Below are 22,635 nucleotides of genomic sequence, written 5' to 3'. Positions count from 1 at the left end.
CCAAGAGGTTATGACGCTGGTCACAGCCTCTTTCTTTATTTTTATGAGGAAGGTGGAACATGTCAGAGCTCAGTCAACTTGCTCAAATGATTTACCAAAAGTTAGTGGCAGAAGATAGCGACTATTTAGCTAGTCACAAGCCCTATGCCCTGGCGGTTTCTGGCGGTGTGGATTCCATGGTCCTATTAAGGTGTTTTGAGACACTGCAAGCGACTCATGGGCTAAATTTCTTTGTCATCCATATTAACCACCGCCTGCGCTTGGAGTCAGAAGCCGAGCAGGAAATGATGGTGGCCTATTGCCAAGTCCGCGACTTGGATCTCAAGGTGAGTATTTGGCAGCACCAGGATGATTTGGGTGGCAATATCGAAGCCAAGGCCCGGGCCTTCCGCTACCATGCCTTTGGAAAAATTCTCAAAGACCAGGCCTCCTTGCGTTTGGTGACGGCCCACCATAGTGATGACCAGGTAGAGACCGGCTTAATGCGCCTGGTCCATGGCGGACATTTGGCCAGTTTTAGGGGGATGGAGGTCCTTAGCCCGCTTTACACCTATCCCAAGGCCCAAATTCTCCGACCTCTTTTAGACGTCGAAAAAGCCAGCTTGTATGACCTAGCTAGAGGTGAAGGAATACCCTACCAGGAAGACATGACCAATTGGGATAAGCATTTCCAACGTAATCGTTTCCGTCAAGAGATTATTCCCTACCTAGAGCGGGAATCGGTTAACTTCAAGGCACATTTCCGTCATTTTCAAACCGATCTCAAAGCCTTATTGGACCTGGCCCAACCCCAGCTCAACCAGCTGCTGACTAACTTATTTGACCAGGAAGGGGGCTTTTTTCACATTGACTTGGAAGCCTTGGGTCAGTATTCTCAGGCGGAACAAGTCTTACTAATGGAGATGATTTTTCAGCGCTGTGAGATTCCAGAACTCTTGGCCTTCACTCGGACGGGAATGGAAGAATTGGTCGACTTTCTTAACCAGGGGGCTGCCCAGGGCCAATGGGCCTTGCCGGGGCATTATGTCCTGGATAAGGTCTACCAGGCCGCCTTTATCCGCTTGAAAACCAGCCCAGCTAGCTACTATCAGACCGGGCCAGAGCTATCAGAGAGGCCGCTTGAATTAGATAAAGCAGCGATTCAGCTAGAAGACTTCTCCTTAAGCTGGACTTTGACTGGTCAAGAAAAGCTTCAGGACACCAGCCAAAGCTTTTACTTGTCTCAATCCCTAAGTGACCAATCCCTGACTATCCGCCACCGGCAAGCTGGTGACTATCTCAAACTCCCTTCAGGAAGCCAGCAAAAAATCCGCCGTTTCTTTATTAATGAGAAGATTCCTCAATCTGACCGACAGGCGGCATGGCTGATCGTCCGAGGTCAGTCTTGGGTCCTTGGAATCTTAAGTCAAAAGGGACAATGGCTCTACCGCTATCCTCTGAACGGGGAGGCGGCTTTTAGCCAAATTCAGCGAGTCTAAGCATTCCTTAAAAATTGTCTAAAAGGGCTGAAAATGTTGCAGATAGGTAGCTGCTTTTGCTACAATTAAGGACATAATTGAACTTATATAACACGGAGGCTATACATGAACCAAGAGATTAGCGATATCTTAATCAGTACGGAGGAAATCCAAGCCATTAATAAGCGCTTAGGTGAGGAAATTTCCAAAGATTATCAAGACCAAGACCTACTTGTGGTCGGAATCCTTAAGGGATCATTTTTATTTATGGCCGATTTAATCCGAGAAATTAACGTGCCTTTAGAAGTAGACTTTATGGCGGTTTCTAGCTACGGCGATGGCACCGAATCAGGTGGTGACGTTAAGATCCTCAAAGACTTAGAGGCTTCAGTGGCAGGCCGGCATGTCTTATTGGTAGAAGATATTGTCGATACAGGCTACACCTTGGAACGCCTAGGGGAAGTTTTCAAAGAACGGCAGGCGGCATCGGTTAAAATATGTGCATTTTTAAACAAGGCTGACCGCCGACAGGTAAAGGTTGAGGCTGATTACCTCGGCAAAGAAATTCCTGACGCCTTTGTGGTGGGGTACGGCATGGATTATGCGCAAAAGTACCGCAATCTACCTTATGTAGGGGTTTTAAAGAGCGATCAGGCCTAATCTGTGTTATACTTACCTATCTGGATAAGACCGATATAGTTTAAAATTAGAAATGGAGCTAATGTATGCAAAGAAAAGGATCAAAGAGACCCAATAACTTTTTTTCCAGTGGTCTAATTATCATTGTCATTTTCTTGGCGCTACTAGGAATAGTGAATTTCTTCTCGTCAGGAGGAAATTCGGCTGCTTCAGAGGAAATTAACCAATCCGAATTTATTCAAAAACTGAAGGATAAAGAAATTGAAACGGTTCAAATTAAACCTCGCGCAGGCGCCTATGAAATCACCGGGAAGTACCGGGAAGACAAGGAAGGAAGCGAGTCATCAACTTCCAATAATATTCCGATATTAAATAATACTGAACTCGACCAAGCTAAGGGATTCATTGTTCATGTATTACCTAATGACTCAACCCTCTCAGCCATTAACCAAGCGGCAGAAGATTCAGGGGCCGAAGTCGTGGCCCAAGAAGAAGATCAAACCAATATGTGGATTAGTTTGATCATGAGCGCCATTCCCTTAATCTTCTTCGTTTTTATCATGTATATGATGTTCTCACAAACCCAAGGTGGGGGACGGAACAACCCTATGCAAATGGGTAAAAGCCGGGTAGAAGATGTTTCTAAGAAATCACGGGTGAAATTCTCTGACGTTGCTGGTTGTGAGGAAGAGAAGGAAGAACTAGTGGAACTGGTTGACTTCCTCCGTGCTCCCAAGAAATACCACGATATTGGTGCTCGGATTCCTAAAGGGGTCCTCTTAGAAGGCCCTCCCGGAACCGGTAAAACCTTACTAGCTAAAGCCGTAGCCGGGGAAGCTAATGTACCTTTCTACTCCATCTCGGGGTCAGAATTTGTGGAAATGTTTGTCGGTGTCGGGGCTAGCCGGGTGCGTGACTTGTTTGATACGGCCAAGAAAAATTCGCCTGCTATCATCTTCATTGATGAAATTGATGCGGTTGGTCGGCAACGGGGCGCAGCTTCAGGGAGCGGTGGCCATGATGAACGGGAACAAACCCTCAACCAACTCTTAGTTGAAATGGACGGTTTTGAAGAAAAGGACAATGTGATCGTGATTTCAGCAACCAACCGTTCTGATGTCTTAGATCCAGCCTTATTACGTCCGGGACGTTTTGACCGCCAAATCTTAGTGGGCCGTCCAGACGTGAAAGGCCGGGAAGCCATTCTGAAAGTTCACGCCCGCAACAAGCCACTAGCTCAAAATGTCGACCTCAAAGTGGTGGCCCAACAAACTCCAGGCTTTACCGGGGCGGAATTAGAAAACGTCCTCAACGAAGCCGCCTTATTGGCCGCCCGTTTAGATAAGAAAAGAATCGAAATGGTGGATGTGGATGAAGCCCAAGACCGCGTGATCGCTGGCCCGGCTAAACCAAACAGCCAACCAAGCTTAGAAGAGCGCCGGGTAACCGCCTTCCACGAGGCTGGACATACCGTCTGTGGTATGGTCTTAAGCGATGCTCGGGTCGTTCATAAGGTGACCATTGTTCCTCGTGGTAAAGCAGGGGGGTATGCAGTGATGCTACCTAAAGAAGATCAAACCATGCACTCCAAGAAAAACCTTCACGAACAAATTGTGGGGCTGCTTGGAGGACGTGCTTCAGAAGAAATCTTCTTTGACACCCAGACCACTGGGGCATCCAATGACTTTGAACAGGCAACCTCTTTAGCCCGTAGCATGATTACTGAATATGGGATGAGTGAGGAATTAGGTCCGATTTCTTATGAAGGAAACCACTCCATGAGAGGCACCAACCCTTACCAACAAAAATCCTATTCAGGTGAAACCGCAGCTAAAATTGACCAAGAACTCCGCAAGGTCATGGACCAAGCCTTGGAAGAAGCCAAAGATATCTTAAGTCAGCATAAGGAGCAAGTCCGTGTGATTGCTGAACATCTCTTAAAACTTGAGACCTTAAATGCTAAACAAATTAAGAGTCTATTTGAGAACGGTCATTTACCAGATGATGATGAAAGTCAACAAAGTGGCCATGAAAATGAACCAATTTCTTATGAAGAAGCCAAAGAAAACTTGAAGAAATCTCAAATTGAACGTCAAAAGAAGGTTCAAGAAGAGGTCGATGATTCCAAGGAAGAGACCATTAGCTCTCCAGAGGAAGACCGCCATGAGGATCATGCAAATGAAACTCAAAATGACAATATCCCTTCCCAAGAATCAAATGATGATGACCAAGAATAAGCTTAACTTGATCGATTAAGTAATTGGGACTGCGCCAAAAGACGCAGTCCTTTTTTCATGAGAAATTTTATGAGAGTGTGGTACATTGCCATGGCTTTTTAACAACCCAAAGTCAAAAGCAGAACGGATGCTGATGGCCATTTAGCCGTGAACCAGTAAAATCAATCATTTGCTATTGATAGGTGATTTAGGCATAATAAAAAGGCATTAAGGAAAGGAATTAAAAAATGACAGATAAGTTAATTAAAGCAATTTCTAAAGATGGTTTTGTACGTTGTAGTGTGATCGATGCCGGTGACTTAGTGGAGGACGCCCACCAACGCCATGATACCTGGAGCGCAGCCACAGCCGCTTTGGGTCGGACTCTAATCGGGACTTTGCTCTTAGCTGGCGATATTAAAGACGATGCCAGAATGTCGGTTCAAATTAAGGGCAATGGCTTGGGTGGAAAAATTGTCACGACCGCTAATGGAGCGGGCGAGGTCAAAGGTTATATTGACAATCCCCATGTCTCTCTCGACTTGAATGACCAAGGCAAGTTGGATGTCCGTAAAGTGGTTGGCACTGAAGGAACCTTTTCAGTCACTAAGGATCTGGGTTTGAAGGAACCTTTTAGTGGACAAACTCCGATTGTTTCAGGTGAGATTGCCGAGGATTTCACTTATTATTTAGCGGCTTCGGAACAAATTCCTTCTGCCATTGGACTGGGTGTCCTGGTCAATCCAGATGAATCAGTCAATAAGGCGGGCGGTTGGATGTTACAAGTCTTACCGGGAGCGAGTGAAGAGACCATCAGTCGCTTGGAGCGTACAGTCCAAGAACTCCCTCACATCACTAAATTACTCAGTCAGCATGCCAGCCTGGAGGAAATTATTGAACGTCTCTTAGGCGAAGGCCAAGCCAATATCTTGTCTACTCATCCGATAAGCTTTACTTGTGACTGCACCAAGGAACGCTTTGCTAAGGGCTTAGTCAGCCTAGGTAGTCAGGAACTCAAAGCCATTATTGAAGAAGATGGTCAAGCAGAAACCGTTTGCCATTTCTGTAATAGTCATTACCACTACAGTAAGGACGACTTGGAAAAACTTCTAGAGGAGGCCGAAGCCTAGTCCTTTACCTTTAGTTGCTTAGTTGATTATGCTAAAATAGTAATAATAAATGCCAGAAGCTGATGAAGAGGTGTGTAAAATGGTAGAAAAACTGGACAATTTGCTCTTGACCATTGGAGAGACTCCATTGATTAAATTACAGCGGTCGGTTCCTTATCAAGCAGCGGATGTTTATGTCAAATTAGAAAGACAAAACCCCACTGGTCATATCAAAGACCGTTCCCTATTAAATATGTTGGAAGTCTATGAGGAAAAAGGCGACCTAGCCAGTGGGACTACGCTAGTGGTCTGCGCTGACTTTGTTACTATTCGTTCCTTGGCTTGCCTAGCGGCTATTAAGGGTTATGATGGCGACTTCTTCCTCAACGAAGTGATCAGTGAGGCTGACTTGAAAGCACTGCGTGAATACGGTATGACCATTCATCCTCTCAGCGATCCTGACAAAGTCACTGAGCAAAGACAATCAGCCATTGAAAGTGGTCAAAATGATCAAGCATTCTTGCTTCATCCTGATAGTGACTATGCCTGCTCGGTGGTCCACCAATTGACTACGGGGCCGGAAATTATTGAGGCCTTAGGGGGGAAAGCTCCGAATGCCTTTGTCTCGGCGGTATCAACAGGAGCCAGTCTCTCTGGTATCGGTCGGTCCCTCAAAGACGCGTCGGAAAAGACTGCCATCTATGCTGTGGAAGCAAGTAGTCAATCAAGCTTAAATGATCTCGACATGGCTAGCGACTTACCCCTTTTAGATACCAGTCTCTTTGCTGAGATTATCCGGGTCCAAGACAGTCGCGCTTACCAAGAACAAGAGTGGCTAAAGGTCAATGAAGGCCTTGAAGTCGACCTTCAATCAGCCCTAGCCATTACCGGAGCGATTGCCGTTGCCGAACGCCTAGGCCGGGGGCATAAGGTAGTTACCATAGCTAATGGACGATAAGCTAGAAAGAGTGTGACAGTCACACCAAAGGACGAAACTACTGGAGAAAACTGTCATAAGCTCAGCTAAGCTGAGTGTTGGCAGTTTTTGAAGTGGACGTTCGTCCTGTGACTGGAGCAGGTTTGAAAAGGATGTGAGAACGCCGCTAAAGCCTTGAATTGCTGGAGGAAAATATTATAAGCGCAGATAAAAGGATGTGAGGAAGGATCAGTGAGGGAGATTCCTTGGAAGAAAAGATGAAAAGATCAGCAAAGCTGGTCGTTCAACTTTTCTGAAAGGACATCCCTTCACCCTTCCGAACTCAACTAAAGACTGTGCCTTGGTATTTTCTGAAGCAACTTCAAGTCTGGCAACCGAACTCAACTAGCCTGAGCGTTGGCAGTTTTTAGTTGGGTTCGACTTGGCAGACTTGGAGTGATTTCACAAGTCAGAAACAAGCGAATGCTTCGCTTTTATTCTGACTTGCTACAATCATCCAAGCCTAGGCGCCAAGTCTCACACCCTGTGTGAAATGGACGTTCGTCCTGTGACTGGAGCAGGTTTAGAGAGTGTGATAGTCACACTAAAGGACGAAAATAAAGAAAGAAAAGGGCTGGGGCTTTTGTCTCTGCTCTTTTCTTCTGTCGTTTTTTCTGATAGAATCATTTGGTGTGTCTATAATTAGAAAGGGAGTACTATGATCAAAATCGGCAATATTGAAATCACTAACCCCATTGCGGTCGCTCCGATGGCTGGTGTCTCTAACGCCGCCTTTCGAACCATTGTTAAGGCCCAGGGAGCGGGACTGGTTGTTTGTGAAATGATTTCTGACCAAGGAATTCATTTTAGAAACAAAAAGACCCTATCTATGCTTCATATTGAGGATGAAGAGTGGCCGCTTTCCGTGCAGATTTTTGGTGGCCAGGCCGACTCCTTAGCTGAAGCAGCCCAATTTATTGAAGCCAATACCAAGGCTGCCATCATTGATATCAACATGGGCTGTCCGGTTAATAAAGTGGTGAAGACCGATGCGGGATCTAAGGCGCTCTTAGATCCTAATGAAGTCTATAAGCGGGTAAAGACGGTTGCCGATGCAGTTTCCATCCCAGTCACAGTGAAAATGCGGACAGGTTGGGACGACGACCATATCCTGGCCGTGGAAAATGCCCTGGCTGCCCAAGAAGCTGGTGCGAAGATGATTGCTATGCACGGCAGAACCCGGGAGCAAATGTATACCGGTAAGGCTAACTGGGACATTATCAAGCAAGTCAGCCAAAAGCTCTCTGTGCCTTTTTACGGCAATGGGGACATCCGAACTCCCGAAGAAGCCAAGTACGCCCTCGACAATTATGGAGTTGATGGTGTCATGGTGGGACGGGGGTGCCTAGGTAACCCCTGGGTAATCCACCGTATGGTTCATTACGTGGAGACCGGCGAACTCTTACCTGAAAAAACAGGTCTAGAACGGATTGAAGCCTGCAAGGACCACTTGACCCGACTGGTTGACTTAAAAGGGGAAAGTGTTGGGGTCCGGGAATTTCGTTCCATGGTGGCTTATTATCTCAAAGGAATCCCGCGTTCGGCTAAGGTCAAGGTGGCCTGCACCCAGGCTGATTCCTACCAAGAAGTCGTCGACCTTTTAAATGATTTCGCTAAGGCGACTAAAGAGCGTGAAAAAGCGCCTAAACGCCAACGCCTATCACGGGAAGAACGTTTAGCACAAAGAGAAGCTGCTAAAAACCGTTAAATAGTATAGAATAAGAGGGAAGACCAAAAAAGCATGCCTGAAGGGCTGTTTTTAATAGAATGAAATAAAATAGTATGGGAGTGTCGATAATGGCAAAGGAAAACCAACAGCATGAAGCGATGAATGACCAAATGCAAGTCCGTCGCGAAAAAGTAGATGAATTAATAGAAAATGGCTACCAACCATTTGCGAAAGGCTTTAAGCGCGATGCCCTCGCTCAAGAAATCCATGACCAGTATGAAGCTTTTGACAAGGACCAACTGGCTGATAAAGCAGTCTTTGTGAATATTGCTGGCCGCCTCATGACAAAAAGAGGAAAGGGCCGGGCCGGTTTTGGTCATATCCAGGATGGCTCTGGTCAAATTCAAATTTACGTTCGTAAAGACGAAATTGGCGACAAGGACTATATGGATATCTGGAAGAAGGCTGACCTCGGTGATATTATCGCTGTTTCAGGTTATGTGATGCGGACCAATACCGGTGAATTATCGGTGAAGGCAGAAGAATTAAAACATCTGACCAAGGCCTTACGTCCACTTCCTGACAAGTACCATGGTTTACAAGACAAGGAACAAATCTACCGTCAACGCCATTTGGACTTGATTACTAACCGGGAGAGCTATGACCGCTTTGTTACCCGGTCAAAGATCATCAGTGAAATCCGTCGTTTCCTCGACCAACGTGGCTACTTAGAAGTGGAAACCCCAGTTTTACATAACATTCCTGGGGGAGCCAATGCCCGTCCTTTCGTTACTCACCATAATGCTTTAGACATTGATTTATACCTACGCATTGCTTTGGAACTCCACTTAAAACGCTTAATCGTCGGTGGAATGGAAAAAGTTTATGAAATTGGTCGGGTCTTCAGAAATGAAGGGATTGACCACACCCACAATCCTGAGTTCACCTTGCTGGAACTCTATACTGCTTATAGCGATATGTGGGACGTGATGGACTTAGTCGAAGAATTATACCACCATATTGCTAGCCAAGTGGTGGGATCGACCACTATTCCTTATGGGGACCACCAATTAGACTTCTCGGGTCAATGGCGCCGGGTCCACATGGTTGACGCTATTAAAGAGGCTACCGGTGTCGACTTCTGGCAAGAAATGACCGATGAAGAAGCGCGTCAATTAGCCAAAGACCACCACGTTGAAGTTAAAGACACCGATGACTTTGGTAAGGTGGTTAACGAATTCTTCGAAACTTTTGTGGAAGAGACTTTAATTCAACCAACCTTTGTTTATGGTCATCCTAAGTCAATCTCACCATTGGCACGGGCCAATGAAGAAGATAGTCGCTTCACCGACCGCTTTGAAGCCTTTATTGCCGGAGCGGAAGCAGGCAATGCCTTTACTGAATTGACCGACCCAATCGACCAACGGCAACGCTTCGAAGCCCAAGTCAAGGAAAGAGAACTTGGTGACGATGAAGCCCAACATATGGATGAGGACTTCGTGGAAGCCCTAGAAACTGGGATGCCACCAACGGGCGGTTTAGGAATTGGGATTGACCGTTTGGTAATGATCTTTACCAACTCCGACTCCATCCGTGACATCCTACTCTTCCCAACCATGCGTAATAAATAAAAAACAAAAGAGTGCGACGGGTGCGTCAAAAGGCAAGACCACTGGAGCTAAAGGGTGAAAGAAGTCTCAAAGAGACTTCTTTCACCCTTTAGTGAAGTGGACGCTTGCCTTGCACCCGGAGCAGGTTTCGATTAGAGGGTTCGTATTTTTAAAAGAGGTCAGGACTTTTGTTCCAACCTCTGACATAACTATGCGGCTGCTTGATTTTCACTAGAAGGAAGATGAAGCAGCCTTTTTATTGATATAATTAAGTCAAACATACTTATAGATACATAACGATGAACTGACGCCTGCAGACAAGTCACTTGAGGAGGAAAGCTTATGAAAGACGTCACCCATTCAGAAAAAGAAGACCAAAAGAAAAACAGTCAGCTGAAAAGATTGCGCTTGGGCTTACATGCTGGGGGCTTATTAATCTTATTAGGCTACTATTATTTTTATCTACCGCCTTTGAACTATGCCTCCATGGCTTTTTGGGCCTTTCTTGGCCTGGGGGCCTTACTTTTCTTTATTGCTGAAGCGATCTATGATAGTGAGCTAAAACGAACTCACCGCCAGAAGGCTCGGCAAGCTAATCTTGGCCAGCGTTTGCGGTCTGCTTTCACTCAAAAAGAGCGTCCCAAGCGTAAATATCGGATCCTTTTTGCTGGAGTGGGGGCTGTACTACTAGCTTATTTAGCTATCCAGGTGATTTATAGTCCCTTGTTTATGGCTGACCGCTATGCTCATATGATCGAACTGGACAAGAAAGATTTTAAGGAAGATTTTCCAGAAACCAATGTGAGCCAAATTCCCTTAATTGACCGCGATACGGCGGCCTTATTAGGTAACCGGCGCCTAGGGGAACTTTCTGAATTGGTTTCTCAGTTTGAGGCCGCTCCTGACTATACGCAGATTAATATTCAAGGTCATCCCTACCGGGTCTCCCCCTTGGAATATGCTGGTTTTTTCAAGTGGTTGAATAATTTTAGACAGGGGATTCCTAACTATATCCAAGTCGATATGGTCTCAGGAGACACTAAACTAGTGGACTTAGAAAACACCATGAAGTACACCAATGATGATCTCTTCTTCCGCAATGCTAAACGGGTCTTGCGCCTACGCTATCCCTTTGCCATTTTTAACCAACCATCCTTTGAGGTCGACGACCAAGGCCACCCCTACTATGTGGCGACCACTTATGGTAAGCATTTTATATTCAAGGAGCCTGAACCTACAGGAGTGGTCTTATTGGATGCGGTAAGTGGGGAGACCCAGCACTATCAATTGGACCAAGTGCCTGGCTGGATCGACCGGGTCTATTCTTCCGACATTATCCTCCACCAACTGCAGATGAACGGGAAATACCGGGGCGGCTTTTGGAATGCCTTATTTGCTAAGACGGGTGTGACCAAGCCCACAGCAGGCTATAATTACCTGCCCATGAACGATGACATCTTCCTTTATACTGGGGTCACTTCGGTAGCCCAAGATGCCTCAAATATCGGTTTTGTCTTGGTCAATATGCGGACCAAGGAGACCAGTTTCTACCCCTTGACCGCGGCGGAAGAAATATCAGCCATGAAGTCCTCGGAAGGCTCTGTCCAAGAAAAAGGCTACCAAGCGACTTTCCCACTCTTAATCAATTTAAAGGGCAATCCCATGTATATCTTGTCTCTAAAGGACCAGGCTGGGTTGATTAAGCAGTATGCCTTAATTGATGTCAATAACTATCAAAATGTGATCATCGCTCAGTCAGTGCCCGCTTTGATTGAAGAGTATGCCAAGGCTAGTGGGGCCCATTTTGAAGAGGTCAGTCAAATGGAAGACCTTAAAAGCATTGAAGGCAACTTAGACCAAATCGCTGCCGTAGTCAAAGAGGGCAACTCGGTCTATTACTTGAAGATCGATGGCAGTATCTACCAAGTCCCCATTCAACTTAATGAAGAACTTCCCTTCCTGGTGCCCGATACGGCGGTTAAACTCCAAGTCAAAGAGGGCGGCCAGGTAGAGAAAATGGAAGTCGTCGATTAGTTGATTAGCTCAAGAATGAAGGGAAAGCCGGATTTCCGGCTTTCTTTTTGTTTTAGCTACTTATTTTCTCTTATTTCTATCTGTAGTGATCTAAAAGAGGAATTTTTAAATAAATTTGTTGACATTAAATCCAAAGGGTGGTAGAGTATTTAAGGTGCTTTTTGTATACAGATTCCTGTAAACAAAATACAGTCGTGCTGACTGATACATCATGGCACAACATAAATCACCAATAATCGATTCACTAGGTGTCGATTATTTCTTTTTTGTAGTAGATGACACACCAGGATGTGTGGCTTTAAAATGAAAACAGAAGAATTGGAAGGAGGAATAATAGTAAATGCCTACTATTAACCAATTATTACGTAAACCTCGTAAATCTAGCAAGGCAAAATCAAATTCACCTGCTTTGAACAGAGGTTATAACTCAATGAAAAAACAACCTACCCGTACCAACTCTCCTCAGAAGCGTGGAGTATGTACTCGTGTAGGGACGATGACACCTAAGAAACCTAACTCAGCCTTACGTAAATACGCTCGTGTACGTTTATCCAACATGGTTGAAGTGACTGCTTATATTCCAGGAATTGGGCACAACCTTCAAGAACACAGTGTCGTACTTATTCGTGGTGGTCGTGTTAAGGACTTACCAGGGGTTCGTTACCACATCGTTCGTGGCGCTTTAGATACCGCTGGTGTTGAAAACCGCCGTCAAAGTCGTTCTAAATACGGAACCAAAAAACCTAGAGACTAAGATTAAATCAGAAAGGAGGGCATTGGATGCCTCGTAAAGGACATGTTGCAAAACGTGATGTATTGCCAGACCCAATTTACAATTCAAAAATGGTTACTCGCCTAATCAGCCAAATCATGGTTGACGGTAAACGTGGTAAAGCAGCAACCATCTTATACAATGCTTTTGATATTATTAAAGAAGAAACTGGAAATGACGCTATGGAAGTTTACCAAGAAGCGCTTGAAAACATTTCTCCAGTTTTAGAAGTTAAAGCGCGTCGTGTTGGGGGTGCTAACTACCAAGTGCCTATGGAAGTTCGCCCAGAACGCCGTCAAACTTTAGCTCTTCGTTGGCTCGTTCAAGCAGCTCGTAACCGTGGTGAAGGAACCATGAACGTTCGTTTAGCGCGTGAAATCATGGACGCTGCTAACAACACCGGTGCTGCCGTTAGAAAACGTGAAGAAACCCACCGTATGGCTGAAGCCAACAAAGCTTTCGCTCACTTCCGCTGGTAATAAATTTTCCTGCTTTATTAGTGGAAATTTCCTAGTACGGCAGGTATTATAAGTGAGGACAAGTTTTTATTCTATTTTAAAGTAAAGGAGAGTTATTCAAAGATGGCTAAAAGAGAATTCCCTCTTGAAAAAACAAGAAACATCGGAATTATGGCCCACATCGATGCCGGTAAGACAACCACGACTGAACGTATCTTGTACTATACCGGTAAAATCCACAAAATTGGTGAAACCCACGAAGGGGCTTCCCAAATGGACTGGATGGAACAAGAACAAGAACGTGGGATTACGATTACTTCTGCAGCAACAACTGCACAATGGAAGGGTTATCGAGTAAACATTATCGACACCCCAGGGCACGTGGATTTCACAGTTGAAGTTGAACGTTCCTTACGTGTTCTTGATGGTGCCGTAACCGTTCTTGACGCTCAATCCGGGGTAGAACCTCAAACAGAAACTGTTTGGCGTCAAGCTGATACCTACCATGTTCCACGTATCGTATTTGCTAACAAGATGGACAAGATCGGTGCTGACTTCTTATATGCTGTTGACACCATCAAAGACCGCTTAGGAGCAAATGCTCACGCAATCCAATTACCTATTGGTGCTGAAGATAATTTCACTGGAATCATTGACTTAGTTAAGATGAAAGCTGAAATTTATGAAGACGAAATGGGTCAAGTGATTGATGAAGAAGATATTCCAGAAGAATATCAAGAACTTGCTGAAAAATGGCGTACTGACCTTGTTGAAGCAGTTGCAGATACTGACGAAGACTTAATGATTGCTTACCTAGAAGGTGAAGAAATCACTGAAGAACAATTAAAAGCTGCTATCCGTAAAGCAACCTTGAACTTGGAATTCTTCCCAGTATTATGTGGATCTGCCTTCAAGAACAAAGGGGTTCAATTAATGCTAGATGCAGTTATTGACTACTTACCTGCACCTACTGACGTTCCTCCAATTGAAGCAGAACGCGCAAACAATCCAGATGAAACCTTTGAAGTTCGTGCAAACGATGACTCACCATTCTCAGCTTTAGCCTTCAAGGTGATGACAGACCCTTATGTTGGTCGTTTAACCTTCTTCCGCGTTTACTCAGGAACTCTTGAAGCTGGTTCTTACGTGCTGAATGCTACTTCTGACACCCGTGAACGTGTCGGACGTATCTTATTGATGCACGCTAACTCTCGTTCAGAAGTTGAAGAAGTCTTCTCTGGTGACATCGCTGCTGCGGTTGGTTTGAAGAACACCACAACTGGTGACACCCTCTGTGATACCAAGAACCCAATTATTTTGGAAAGAATGGAATTCCCAGAACCTGTTATCGAAGTGGCTATCGAACCAAACACCAAGGCTGACCAAGACAAGATGCAAATTGCTTTGGGTAAATTAGCTGAAGAAGACCCAACCTTCCGTGCAAGTACCGACCATGAAACTGGTCAAACCATCATTGCCGGTATGGGTGAGTTGCACTTAGACATTATCGTTGACCGTTTGAAACGTGAATTCAACGTTGAAGCAACTGTTGGTGCTCCTCAAGTGTCTTACCGTGAAACCTTCACCAAACAAACACAAGCCCAAGGTAAGTTTGTTCGTCAATCTGGTGGTAAAGGGCAATACGGGGACGTATGGATCGAATTTACCCCTAACGAAGAAGGTGCCGGTTTCGAATTCGAAGACGCTATCGTTGGTGGGGTTGTTCCTCGTGAATACATCCCTTCAGTTGAAGCTGGTTTGAAAGACGCTATGGAAAATGGTGTCCTAGCAGGCTTCCCATTAGTTGACGTGAAGGCTAAACTTTATGATGGTTCTTACCACGATGTCGACTCCAGTGAAGCAGCCTTCAAGGTTGCCGCTTCTCTTGCATTACGTAATGCAGCTAAAGATGCTGGCGCAGTAATCCTTGAGCCTGTGATGAAGGTTGATATTGTTGTTCCTGAAGACTACTTAGGCGATGTTATGGGACATGTTTCCGCACGTCGTGGCCGTATCGAAGGACAAGAACCACGCGGGAACGCTTTAACCTTACACTCATTTGTGCCACTATCTGAAATGTTTGGGTATGCAACAACCTTACGTTCAGCAACCCAAGGACGTGGGACATTTACCATGACCTTTGACCACTATGAACCGGTTCCAAAATCTGTCAGTGAAGAAATCATTGCCAAATATGGTAAAGGTTCTGAAGATTAGTCTAAAGGCTTAAAAATCAAGGAAAGATGAGGTAGAGTCCTTGACTTTATCAAGGCCTATCTCATATAATTAAACTACTGAATCTATATACATAAGATAGAAATTTAGTGTTAACTTTTAGGAGGAAAATTATACAATGGCAAAAGAACATTTTGATCGTAGTAAACCACACGTAAATATCGGTACTTTAGGTCACGTTGACCACGGTAAAACCACTTTATCAGCAGCTATCGCTACTGTTTTAGCTAAAAATGGTTTCGGTGAAGCTAAAGACTACGCTGCGATCGATAACGCACCTGAAGAACAAGAACGTGGGATTACTATTAACACTTCTCACATCGAATACGAAACAGCTAACCGTCACTACGCTCACGTTGACTGCCCAGGCCACGCGGACTACGTTAAGAACATGATCACCGGTGCTGCTCAAATGGACGGTGCGATCTTAGTTGTTGCCGCAACTGATGGTCCTATGGCTCAAACTCGTGAACACATCTTACTTGCTCGTCAAGTTGGGGTTCCTTACTTCGTTGTATTCTTAAACAAATGTGATATGGTTGACGACGAAGAATTACTTGAATTAGTTGAACTTGAAGTTCGTGACTTATTAAGTGAATATGGTTTCCCAGGAGATGACGTTCCTGTAATTAAAGGTTCTGCATTAAAAGCTCTTGAAGGCGACGCAGATGCTGAACAAGCGATCTTAGACTTAATGGAAGCTGTTGACGAATACATCCCAACTCCAGAACGTGACACTGACAAACCATTCATGATGCCAGTTGAAGACGTATTCTCAATTACCGGTCGTGGTACCGTTGCTACTGGTCGTGTTGAACGTGGTAAGATCGAAGTTGGTAAAGAAGTTGAAATCGTTGGTTTAGCTGACAAACCTGAAAAAACAACTGTTACCGGTCTTGAAATGTTCCGTAAAACACTTGACTACGCTGAAGCAGGTGACAACGTTGGTGCCTTATTACGTGGTATTACCCGTGAAAACATCGAACGTGGTCAAGTTTTAGCTGAACCAGGTACCATTACTCCACATACCGAATTCAAAGCTGAAGTTTATGTTTTAACTAAAGAAGAAGGTGGACGTCACACCCCATTCATGAACAACTACCGTCCACAATTCTACTTCCGTACAACTGACATTACCGGTGAAGTTATCTTACCAGAAGACACACCAATGGTAATGCCTGGTGACAACGTTACTATGGAAGTTAAATTAATTCACCCAATCGCTATTGAAGAAGGTACTAACTTCTCAATCCGTGAAGGTGGCCACACTGTTGGTGCCGGTGTTGTTTCTGAAATTCTTTAATTTTTAGAACATGCCAAGAAAAAGAGCTCATCCGAGCTCTTTTTTTATTTTAAAAATAATTTTAGAACTAAATGGTTTACAAAACAGGTATTTGTCGGTATTTTATTAATAGTTATTTACTAAATTAAGACAAATTGTTAGCGAAAAAATGAAAACAACTTGTCGGGGAGGAAATGATATGGCTAGTAAGCATAATGGAAAAAAGGGCTTTTTAATTGCTCTGGTAACGGTGATCAGTGTTTTAGCACTGGTCTATTTAGGAGGGAGCTACTATTATCAAGGACACTTCTTGCCAGAAACGGTGATGGCTGCAACAGATATTAGCCATCAAAGCCCGGAAGAGGCAGAAAGTCGCCTCAAGGACAAGTTATCCAACTTAGGGGTTAAGGTCACGGAAAAAGATCAAGTAATTAAGGAAGTCAAACCCCAAGATGTTGGGATTCAATTTAATATCAATTCTTCCTTAGAACAGGTCTTAGCTCAACAAAATGCTTGGACTTGGCCTTTAGCTTGGTTTAACCAAGACCATGGTGTCTTAGCAGTTGAAGAAAGTAAGAATAATGAAGCTGCTCTTAAGGGGTTGGTTAATGACTTAGCGATTAATAATGCTGAGCGCCAAGCTCCCACTAATGCCCAAGTGGTAGTGGACCAGGCCAATAACCAATTAAGCATCAAAAAAGAAAGCAATGGGAACCAAGTTTCAAAGGAAAAATTAGGCCAATTGATTCAATCAGCCATCGACCAAGGGCAAGATCAGGTGAAGTTGGAGGATGCTTACTTAGAGCCTCAAGTGAAGTCCGATGACCCCGAAATACAAAAGCAAATGGAGCAATTCAATAAGATTTCTTCTATGAAGCTAGCCCTTAATATCGAAGATAAAGACTATCCGATTGATCCCGCCACCATTCAAAGTTGGCTGATTGTTCAAGCGGACTCTTCGATTGATGTGGACCGGTCTAAGATTTCAGCTTACTTACAAGAGCTCAACCAAAAAGTGTCTGGCTTATTAAACCCACACGAATTTAAGTCCACCATGTCAGGGACAGTGACCATTTTCCCTGGAATTTATGGCTGGTATATTGACCGTGACCGGGCGGTAGAAGAAGTGGCCCAAGCGGTCTTAGCTGGTGAGGATAAGAGTTTTGAACCAAGTATTGCCGGTCAAGGCTATAAGGTAGATAATTTCTTTGGGGATACTTATATTGAAGTAGATATCCCTAACCAAAAACTATTTCTCTATGAAAATGGACAATTGAGTCTGGAAACCGATGTAATTACTGGACAAGACAAGTCACCGACGATTCCGGGTGCCAATGAAATTTGGAATATGGAGTCACCAAGTATCTTAAGAGCCAATTCACCAATCACTGGGATTCCTTACGAGCAACCAGTGGATTATTGGATGGCCTTTGACTACCATGCGGAAGGTATCCATGACGCTAAGTGGCAACCAGCCTTTGGGGGGCAACTCTACCGCAACATGGCAGGGTCCTACGGTTGTGTCAATACCTCAATCAATGTCATGCCAACCATCTTTGCTAAATCCTATGTGGGCATGCCAGTTGTTATCTTTAATGAAGAATCCCTTCATTAAAGAAGCAGGGCATTTGATAGCATTGAAAATGAACATATATATAATAGAAGAGAAACCGAGTCTTAGCAGATAGAAAGTCTCGGTTTCTTTTTGTCTATCTAAGTGGAAGGCGTCGAACCAATACAGTGTCACTTAGACAATTTAGCTCATGCTTATAGCTATTAGGGGAAGGTTTGGAAACAAGAAGGGGCTAAAGAAAGTTTTTGGCGATTTTTTTAAAAAAGTAAGCGAAAACCCTTGATATCACATCAACATGTCTGTATAATTGTAAGAGTGCTGTAAATTCCAGGGGTTACTATGCCCTGGAGTCAAAACAGCCCAAGCTTTGAAGTATGAGGTTGCGACACACCCGGGAGCTTTGCCAAGAGGGTGGAGCCGGTCTTTCATATGGAGCTAGTCAATCGTAGAATTATGACGAGGAGGAAATATAATGGCAAAACAAAAAATTCGTATCCGCTTAAAGGCTTATGAACATCGTGCGTTAGATCAATCCGCACAAAAAATTGTAGATACCGCTAAACGTACAGGAGCACAAGTAGCAGGGCCAATCCCACTACCAACTGAACGCTCAATCTTCACCGTGATCCGTGCAACTCACAAGTACAAAGACTCACGGGAACAATTCGAAATGCGTACACACAAACGCCTAGTGGATATTGTTAACCCAACACCTAAGACAGTCGACGCTTTAATGAAACTCGACTTACCAAGTGGTGTGGACATCGAAATCAAACTTTAATTTAGTTAACCAATTTTAAAAAAATAATTTTATGGAGGTGTAATCATGACTAAAGGAATCTTAGGTAAAAAAGTAGGTATGACTCAGTTCTTCACTGAATCTGGCGAATTAGTACCAGTTACTGTTATCGAAGCTCAAGCTAATGTTGTTTTACAAGTGAAAACTTTGGAAAACGATGGTTACGAAGCTGTTCAATTAGGTTTCGACGACAAACGTGAAGTTCTTGCCAATAAACCTGAACAAGGTCATGTAGCAAAAGCAGAAACTACTCCTAAGCGCTTCATTCGCGAATTCAAAGATGTTGAGCTAGGAGAATACGAAGTAGGTAGCGAAGTAAAGGTGGATATTTTCCAAGAAGGCGACATCGTTGATGTAACTGGAACCTCTAAAGGTAAAGGTTTCCAAGGCGCGATCAAACGTCATGGTCAACAACGTGGTCCTATGTCTCACGGTTCTCACTACCACCGTGCTGCTGGATCAATGGGTATGGCTTCAGATGCTTCCAAAGTCTTCAAGGGTAAAAACTTACCAGGACAAATGGGTGGCAACACTGTAACCATTCAAAACTTAGAAATCGTTAAAGTGATGGCAGATAAGAATGTTATCTTAGTGAAAGGTAATGTTCCAGGTGCCAAGAAATCACTCGTTGAAATCAAGACAGCTGCTAAATCAGCTGAATAATTGAGGAAGGAGGAAGAAAATAATGGCTAAAATCAACTTATATAAACAAGATGGTTCACAAAACGGCGAAATCGAAGTAAAAGACGACATCTTCGCTATTGAACCAAACGAAACCGCAATCTTTGATGTTATTTTGATGCAACGCGCTTCCCGTCGCCAAGGAACACACGCAGTGAAAAACCGTTCCGCTGTTAGTGGTGGTGGACGTAAACCATGGCGTCAAAAAGGAACCGGTCGTGCTCGTCAAGGTTCTATCCGAGCTCCTCAATGGGTTGGTGGTGGACGCGCATTCGGTCCTACCCCACGTTCATACAGCTACAAGTTACCTCGTAAGGTACGTCGCTTAGCTTTACGTTCTGCATTATCACGTAAAGTGAGCCAAGACAACTTAGTGGTTGTTGACGCTCTTAGCCTAGATGCACCAAAGACCAAAGAATTTAAAAACATTCTCGAAAACTTAAATGTTAACGAAAAAGTCTTAGTGGTTGTAGATAAAGACAACACGAACGCCCACTTATCTGCACGTAACTTAAACAACGTTACCGTAGTTGATGAAGATAACGTGAACGTTTACGACTTAGAAAACCATGTGAAAGTGCTTATGACTCAATCAGCTCTTTCTAACGTAGAGGAGGTACTTGCATAATGAGTGCTCAAGATATTATTCTACGCCCAATCATTACTGAAGCTTCAATGGAAGCTATGGATGACAACAAGTACACTTTTGAAGTAGCTACAGACGCTAACAAAACTCAAGTGAGACAAGCTGTTGAAGAACTTTTCCAAGTAAAAGTTGTTAAAGTAAACATCCTTAATGTACGTGGCAAGTTAAAACGTATGGGACGTTATGCAGGTTATACCCGCAAACGTCGCAAAGCCATTGTCGAAGTTGCCGAAGGTCAATCAATTGAAATCTTCCCAACAACTGATGAAGATTCTGAAGAATAGGAGGAATTAACGTGGCGATTAAAGTTTATAAAGCGACAACTAACGGACGTCGTAATATGTCAGGTTCCGATTTTTCCGAAATCACCAAGAAAACACCTGAAAAAAGCTTATTAGCTAAACAATCCAGAAGAGCTGGACGTAACAACCAAGGTCGTATCACTGTTCGTCACCATGGGGGTGGACACAAACAAGCTTACCGTTTAATCGATTTCAAACGTAACAAAGATAACGTTGAAGGCGTGGTTAAGGCTATCGAATACGATCCAAACCGTTCCGCTAACATCGCATTAATCCATTATACTGACGGGGTTAAAACCTACATCATCGCACCTAAAGGCTTACAAGTAGGTACCCGGATCCAATCTGGTGCTGACGCTGATATCAAAGTAGGTAACGCTTTACCTCTTAAGAATATCCCAGTTGGTACTGTGATCCACAACATCGAAACCAAACCTGGCAAGGGTGGCCAATTAGTTCGTGCCGCTGGTACCAGTGCTCAAGTTTTAGGTAAAGAAGACAAATATGTCCTCGTAAAATTAAACTCTGGTGAAGTACGTTTTATCTTAGGGACATGCCGGGCTACAGTCGGTTCTGTTGGTAATGAACAACACGAATTGATTAACAGCGGTAAAGCTGGACGTAGTCGCTGGTTAGGTAAACGCCCAACTGTTCGTGGTTCCGTAATGAACCCTAACGATCACCCACACGGTGGTGGTGAAGGCCGTGCACCAATCGGACGTAAGGTTCAAATGACCCCATGGGGTAAACCAGCTCGTGGTATTAAGACTCGTGATAAGAACGCACGTAGCAATAAATTAATTGTACGTCACCGTAGCAAGAAACGTTAAACTAACTAGATCTTGACGAAAGGAGCCAGAGTAAATGAGCCGTAGTATTAAAAAAGGACCTTTTTGTGACGAACACTTAATGAAAAAGGTTCAAGAACAACAAGACAACGATAAAAAACAAGTAATCAAAACATGGTCCCGTCGTTCAACAATCTTTCCTAACTTCATTGGTTTAACGATTGCTGTTCACGATGGACGTAAACATGTTCCAGTTTATATTCAAGAAGACATGGTTGGACACAAATTAGGTGAATTTGTTCCTACCCGTACTTACCATGGTCATGCTGCAGACGACAAGAAGACACGTCGTTAATGCGAGAGGAGGAAAATAAATAATGGCAGAACAAGTTTTATCTGCAAAAGCTACTGCGAAAACAGTTCGAATTCCAGCCCGTAAAGCGCGCTTAGTAATTGACTTAATTCGCAACAAGAGCGTTGGCGAAGCAATCGCTATTCTAAAAAACACCCCTCGTGCAGCTAGTCCTGTGATTGAAAAGGTGTTAATGTCAGCTGTTGCTAACGCAGAACACAATTCAGACTTAGATGTAACTAAATTATATGTCAGTGAAGCCTATGTGAACGAAGGGCCAACCATGAAACGGTTCCGTCCACGTGCTAAAGGCGCAGCTTCACGTATCAATAAACGCACCAGCCACATTACCGTTGTGGTAAAAGAAGCAGAGGAGGAGTAATTAGTGGGTCAAAAAATTAATCCAACCGGTTTACGTATCGGGGTCATTAAAGACTGGGATGCACGCTGGTTTGAAGAAAAAGATTATGCCAACACGTTACATGAAGACTTAGCTGTCCGTGATTATATTGAAGACGCGCTAAAAGATGCTTCAATCTCACAAGTTGAAATTGAACGTGCAGCTAACAAGGTAAACATCAATGTGCATACTGCTAAACCAGGTATGGTTATCGGTAAAGGCGGTTCTGAAGTAGAAAAACTCCGTAAAGACCTTAACCAATTAACCGGTAAACGCGTACACATCAACGTTATCGAAGTTAAACAACCTGACTTAAGTGCAGAATTAGTCGGCGAAAACATCGCTCAACAATTAGAAAACCGTATCGCTTTCCGTCGTGCAATGAAACAAGCCATTCAACGCACCATGAAAGCAGGCGCTCAAGGTATCAAAGTCCAAGTATCTGGCCGTTTAAACGGTGCTGATATGGCTCGTACCGAAGCATTAGACGAAGGAACTGTTCCACTACATACCCTACGTGCTGACATTGATTATGCCTGGGTAGAAGCAGACACCACCTATGGTAAAATTGGTGTTAAAGTTTGGATTTGCCGTGGAGAAGTTCTTCCAACAACTAATAATCAAGAGGAGGAATAAT

Annotated in this window: 21 protein-coding genes; all 21 read left to right on the top strand. The window is 44.0% G+C overall.

What is annotated here, in order from left to right; genetic code table 11:
• Positions 1-59: 59 nt before the first annotated feature.
• The 21 genes from tilS to rpsC all read left to right on the top strand — a co-directional run bounded on the left by tilS (position 60) and on the right by rpsC (position 22,634).
• On the top strand, positions 60-1,478 hold the full coding sequence (gene tilS / locus DBT50_RS07580) for a tRNA lysidine(34) synthetase TilS (RefSeq protein ID WP_111852559.1): 1,419 nt from the start codon (positions 60-62) through the stop codon (positions 1,476-1,478).
• A gap of 105 nt (positions 1,479-1,583) precedes the next feature.
• Complete coding sequence (gene hpt, locus DBT50_RS07575) at positions 1,584-2,117, top strand: hypoxanthine phosphoribosyltransferase (RefSeq protein ID WP_111852560.1); 534 nt, start codon at positions 1,584-1,586, stop codon at positions 2,115-2,117.
• A gap of 65 nt (positions 2,118-2,182) precedes the next feature.
• A complete protein-coding gene (ftsH, locus tag DBT50_RS07570) occupies positions 2,183-4,333 on the top strand; it encodes an ATP-dependent zinc metalloprotease FtsH (protein WP_111852561.1) in 2,151 nt (716 codons plus the stop codon).
• Between the two features lie 227 nt (positions 4,334-4,560).
• Positions 4,561-5,442 (top strand): Hsp33 family molecular chaperone HslO, encoded by an 882-nt coding sequence (hslO, locus tag DBT50_RS07565; RefSeq protein ID WP_111852562.1) that lies wholly within the window; start codon positions 4,561-4,563, stop codon positions 5,440-5,442.
• Positions 5,443-5,521: 79 nt separating this feature from the next.
• Positions 5,522-6,379 carry a pyridoxal-phosphate dependent enzyme gene (locus DBT50_RS07560; RefSeq protein ID WP_181566134.1) on the top strand — a complete coding sequence of 286 codons (858 nt, stop codon included), beginning with the start codon at positions 5,522-5,524 and terminating at the stop codon, positions 6,377-6,379.
• 676 nt (positions 6,380-7,055) lie between these two features.
• A complete protein-coding gene (gene dusB, locus DBT50_RS07555; protein ID WP_111852564.1) occupies positions 7,056-8,105 on the top strand; it encodes a tRNA dihydrouridine synthase DusB in 1,050 nt (349 codons plus the stop codon).
• 89 nt (positions 8,106-8,194) lie between these two features.
• Complete coding sequence (gene lysS / locus DBT50_RS07550; RefSeq protein WP_111852565.1) at positions 8,195-9,697, top strand: lysine--tRNA ligase; 1,503 nt, start codon at positions 8,195-8,197, stop codon at positions 9,695-9,697.
• A gap of 321 nt (positions 9,698-10,018) precedes the next feature.
• Positions 10,019-11,710 (top strand): hypothetical protein, encoded by a 1,692-nt coding sequence (locus DBT50_RS07545; protein WP_111852566.1) that lies wholly within the window; start codon positions 10,019-10,021, stop codon positions 11,708-11,710.
• A gap of 340 nt (positions 11,711-12,050) precedes the next feature.
• Positions 12,051-12,464: a 30S ribosomal protein S12 gene (gene rpsL, locus DBT50_RS07540; RefSeq protein WP_013669654.1), complete on the top strand. Its 414-nt coding sequence runs from the start codon at positions 12,051-12,053 to the stop codon at positions 12,462-12,464.
• A 26-nt stretch (positions 12,465-12,490) separates the two neighbouring features.
• Positions 12,491-12,961: a 30S ribosomal protein S7 gene (gene rpsG / locus DBT50_RS07535; RefSeq protein ID WP_013668505.1), complete on the top strand. Its 471-nt coding sequence runs from the start codon at positions 12,491-12,493 to the stop codon at positions 12,959-12,961.
• A 102-nt stretch (positions 12,962-13,063) separates the two neighbouring features.
• Positions 13,064-15,157, top strand: a complete 2,094-nt coding sequence (gene fusA, locus DBT50_RS07530; protein ID WP_013669335.1) for an elongation factor G — start codon at positions 13,064-13,066, stop codon at positions 15,155-15,157.
• A 136-nt stretch (positions 15,158-15,293) separates the two neighbouring features.
• Positions 15,294-16,478: an elongation factor Tu gene (tuf, locus tag DBT50_RS07525; RefSeq protein WP_060778677.1), complete on the top strand. Its 1,185-nt coding sequence runs from the start codon at positions 15,294-15,296 to the stop codon at positions 16,476-16,478.
• 178 nt (positions 16,479-16,656) lie between these two features.
• On the top strand, positions 16,657-18,072 hold the full coding sequence (locus DBT50_RS07520) for a L,D-transpeptidase family protein (RefSeq protein WP_181566135.1): 1,416 nt from the start codon (positions 16,657-16,659) through the stop codon (positions 18,070-18,072).
• Positions 18,073-18,502: 430 nt separating this feature from the next.
• Positions 18,503-18,811: a 30S ribosomal protein S10 gene (rpsJ, locus tag DBT50_RS07515; RefSeq protein WP_013668846.1), complete on the top strand. Its 309-nt coding sequence runs from the start codon at positions 18,503-18,505 to the stop codon at positions 18,809-18,811.
• A 45-nt stretch (positions 18,812-18,856) separates the two neighbouring features.
• A complete protein-coding gene (gene rplC, locus DBT50_RS07510) occupies positions 18,857-19,492 on the top strand; it encodes a 50S ribosomal protein L3 (RefSeq protein WP_013669423.1) in 636 nt (211 codons plus the stop codon).
• A 22-nt stretch (positions 19,493-19,514) separates the two neighbouring features.
• Positions 19,515-20,138 (top strand): 50S ribosomal protein L4, encoded by a 624-nt coding sequence (gene rplD, locus DBT50_RS07505; protein ID WP_064292992.1) that lies wholly within the window; start codon positions 19,515-19,517, stop codon positions 20,136-20,138.
• The gene (gene rplW / locus DBT50_RS07500) at positions 20,138-20,440 is read left to right on the top strand and encodes a 50S ribosomal protein L23 (protein ID WP_060778673.1); all 303 of its coding nucleotides are present in this window, start codon (positions 20,138-20,140) and stop codon (positions 20,438-20,440) included. Before rplD ends, rplW begins: the two co-directional genes overlap by 1 nt.
• 11 nt (positions 20,441-20,451) lie before the next feature.
• Positions 20,452-21,288: a 50S ribosomal protein L2 gene (gene rplB, locus DBT50_RS07495; protein ID WP_013670129.1), complete on the top strand. Its 837-nt coding sequence runs from the start codon at positions 20,452-20,454 to the stop codon at positions 21,286-21,288.
• 34 nt (positions 21,289-21,322) lie between these two features.
• Complete coding sequence (rpsS, locus tag DBT50_RS07490) at positions 21,323-21,601, top strand: 30S ribosomal protein S19 (protein ID WP_013668682.1); 279 nt, start codon at positions 21,323-21,325, stop codon at positions 21,599-21,601.
• 22 nt (positions 21,602-21,623) lie between these two features.
• On the top strand, positions 21,624-21,980 hold the full coding sequence (rplV, locus tag DBT50_RS07485; RefSeq protein ID WP_013669907.1) for a 50S ribosomal protein L22: 357 nt from the start codon (positions 21,624-21,626) through the stop codon (positions 21,978-21,980).
• 3 nt (positions 21,981-21,983) lie between these two features.
• Positions 21,984-22,634: a 30S ribosomal protein S3 gene (rpsC, locus tag DBT50_RS07480; RefSeq protein WP_013668835.1), complete on the top strand. Its 651-nt coding sequence runs from the start codon at positions 21,984-21,986 to the stop codon at positions 22,632-22,634.
• The last annotated feature ends 1 nt before the right edge of the window (position 22,635 follow it).

Origin of the sequence: Aerococcus tenax, assembly GCF_003286645.3 — a bacterium.
Taxonomy (GTDB): domain Bacteria; phylum Bacillota; class Bacilli; order Lactobacillales; family Aerococcaceae; genus Aerococcus; species Aerococcus tenax.
The sequence above is the reverse complement of the archived record's forward strand: the minus strand, read 5'-3'. Positions and strand labels throughout refer to the sequence as shown.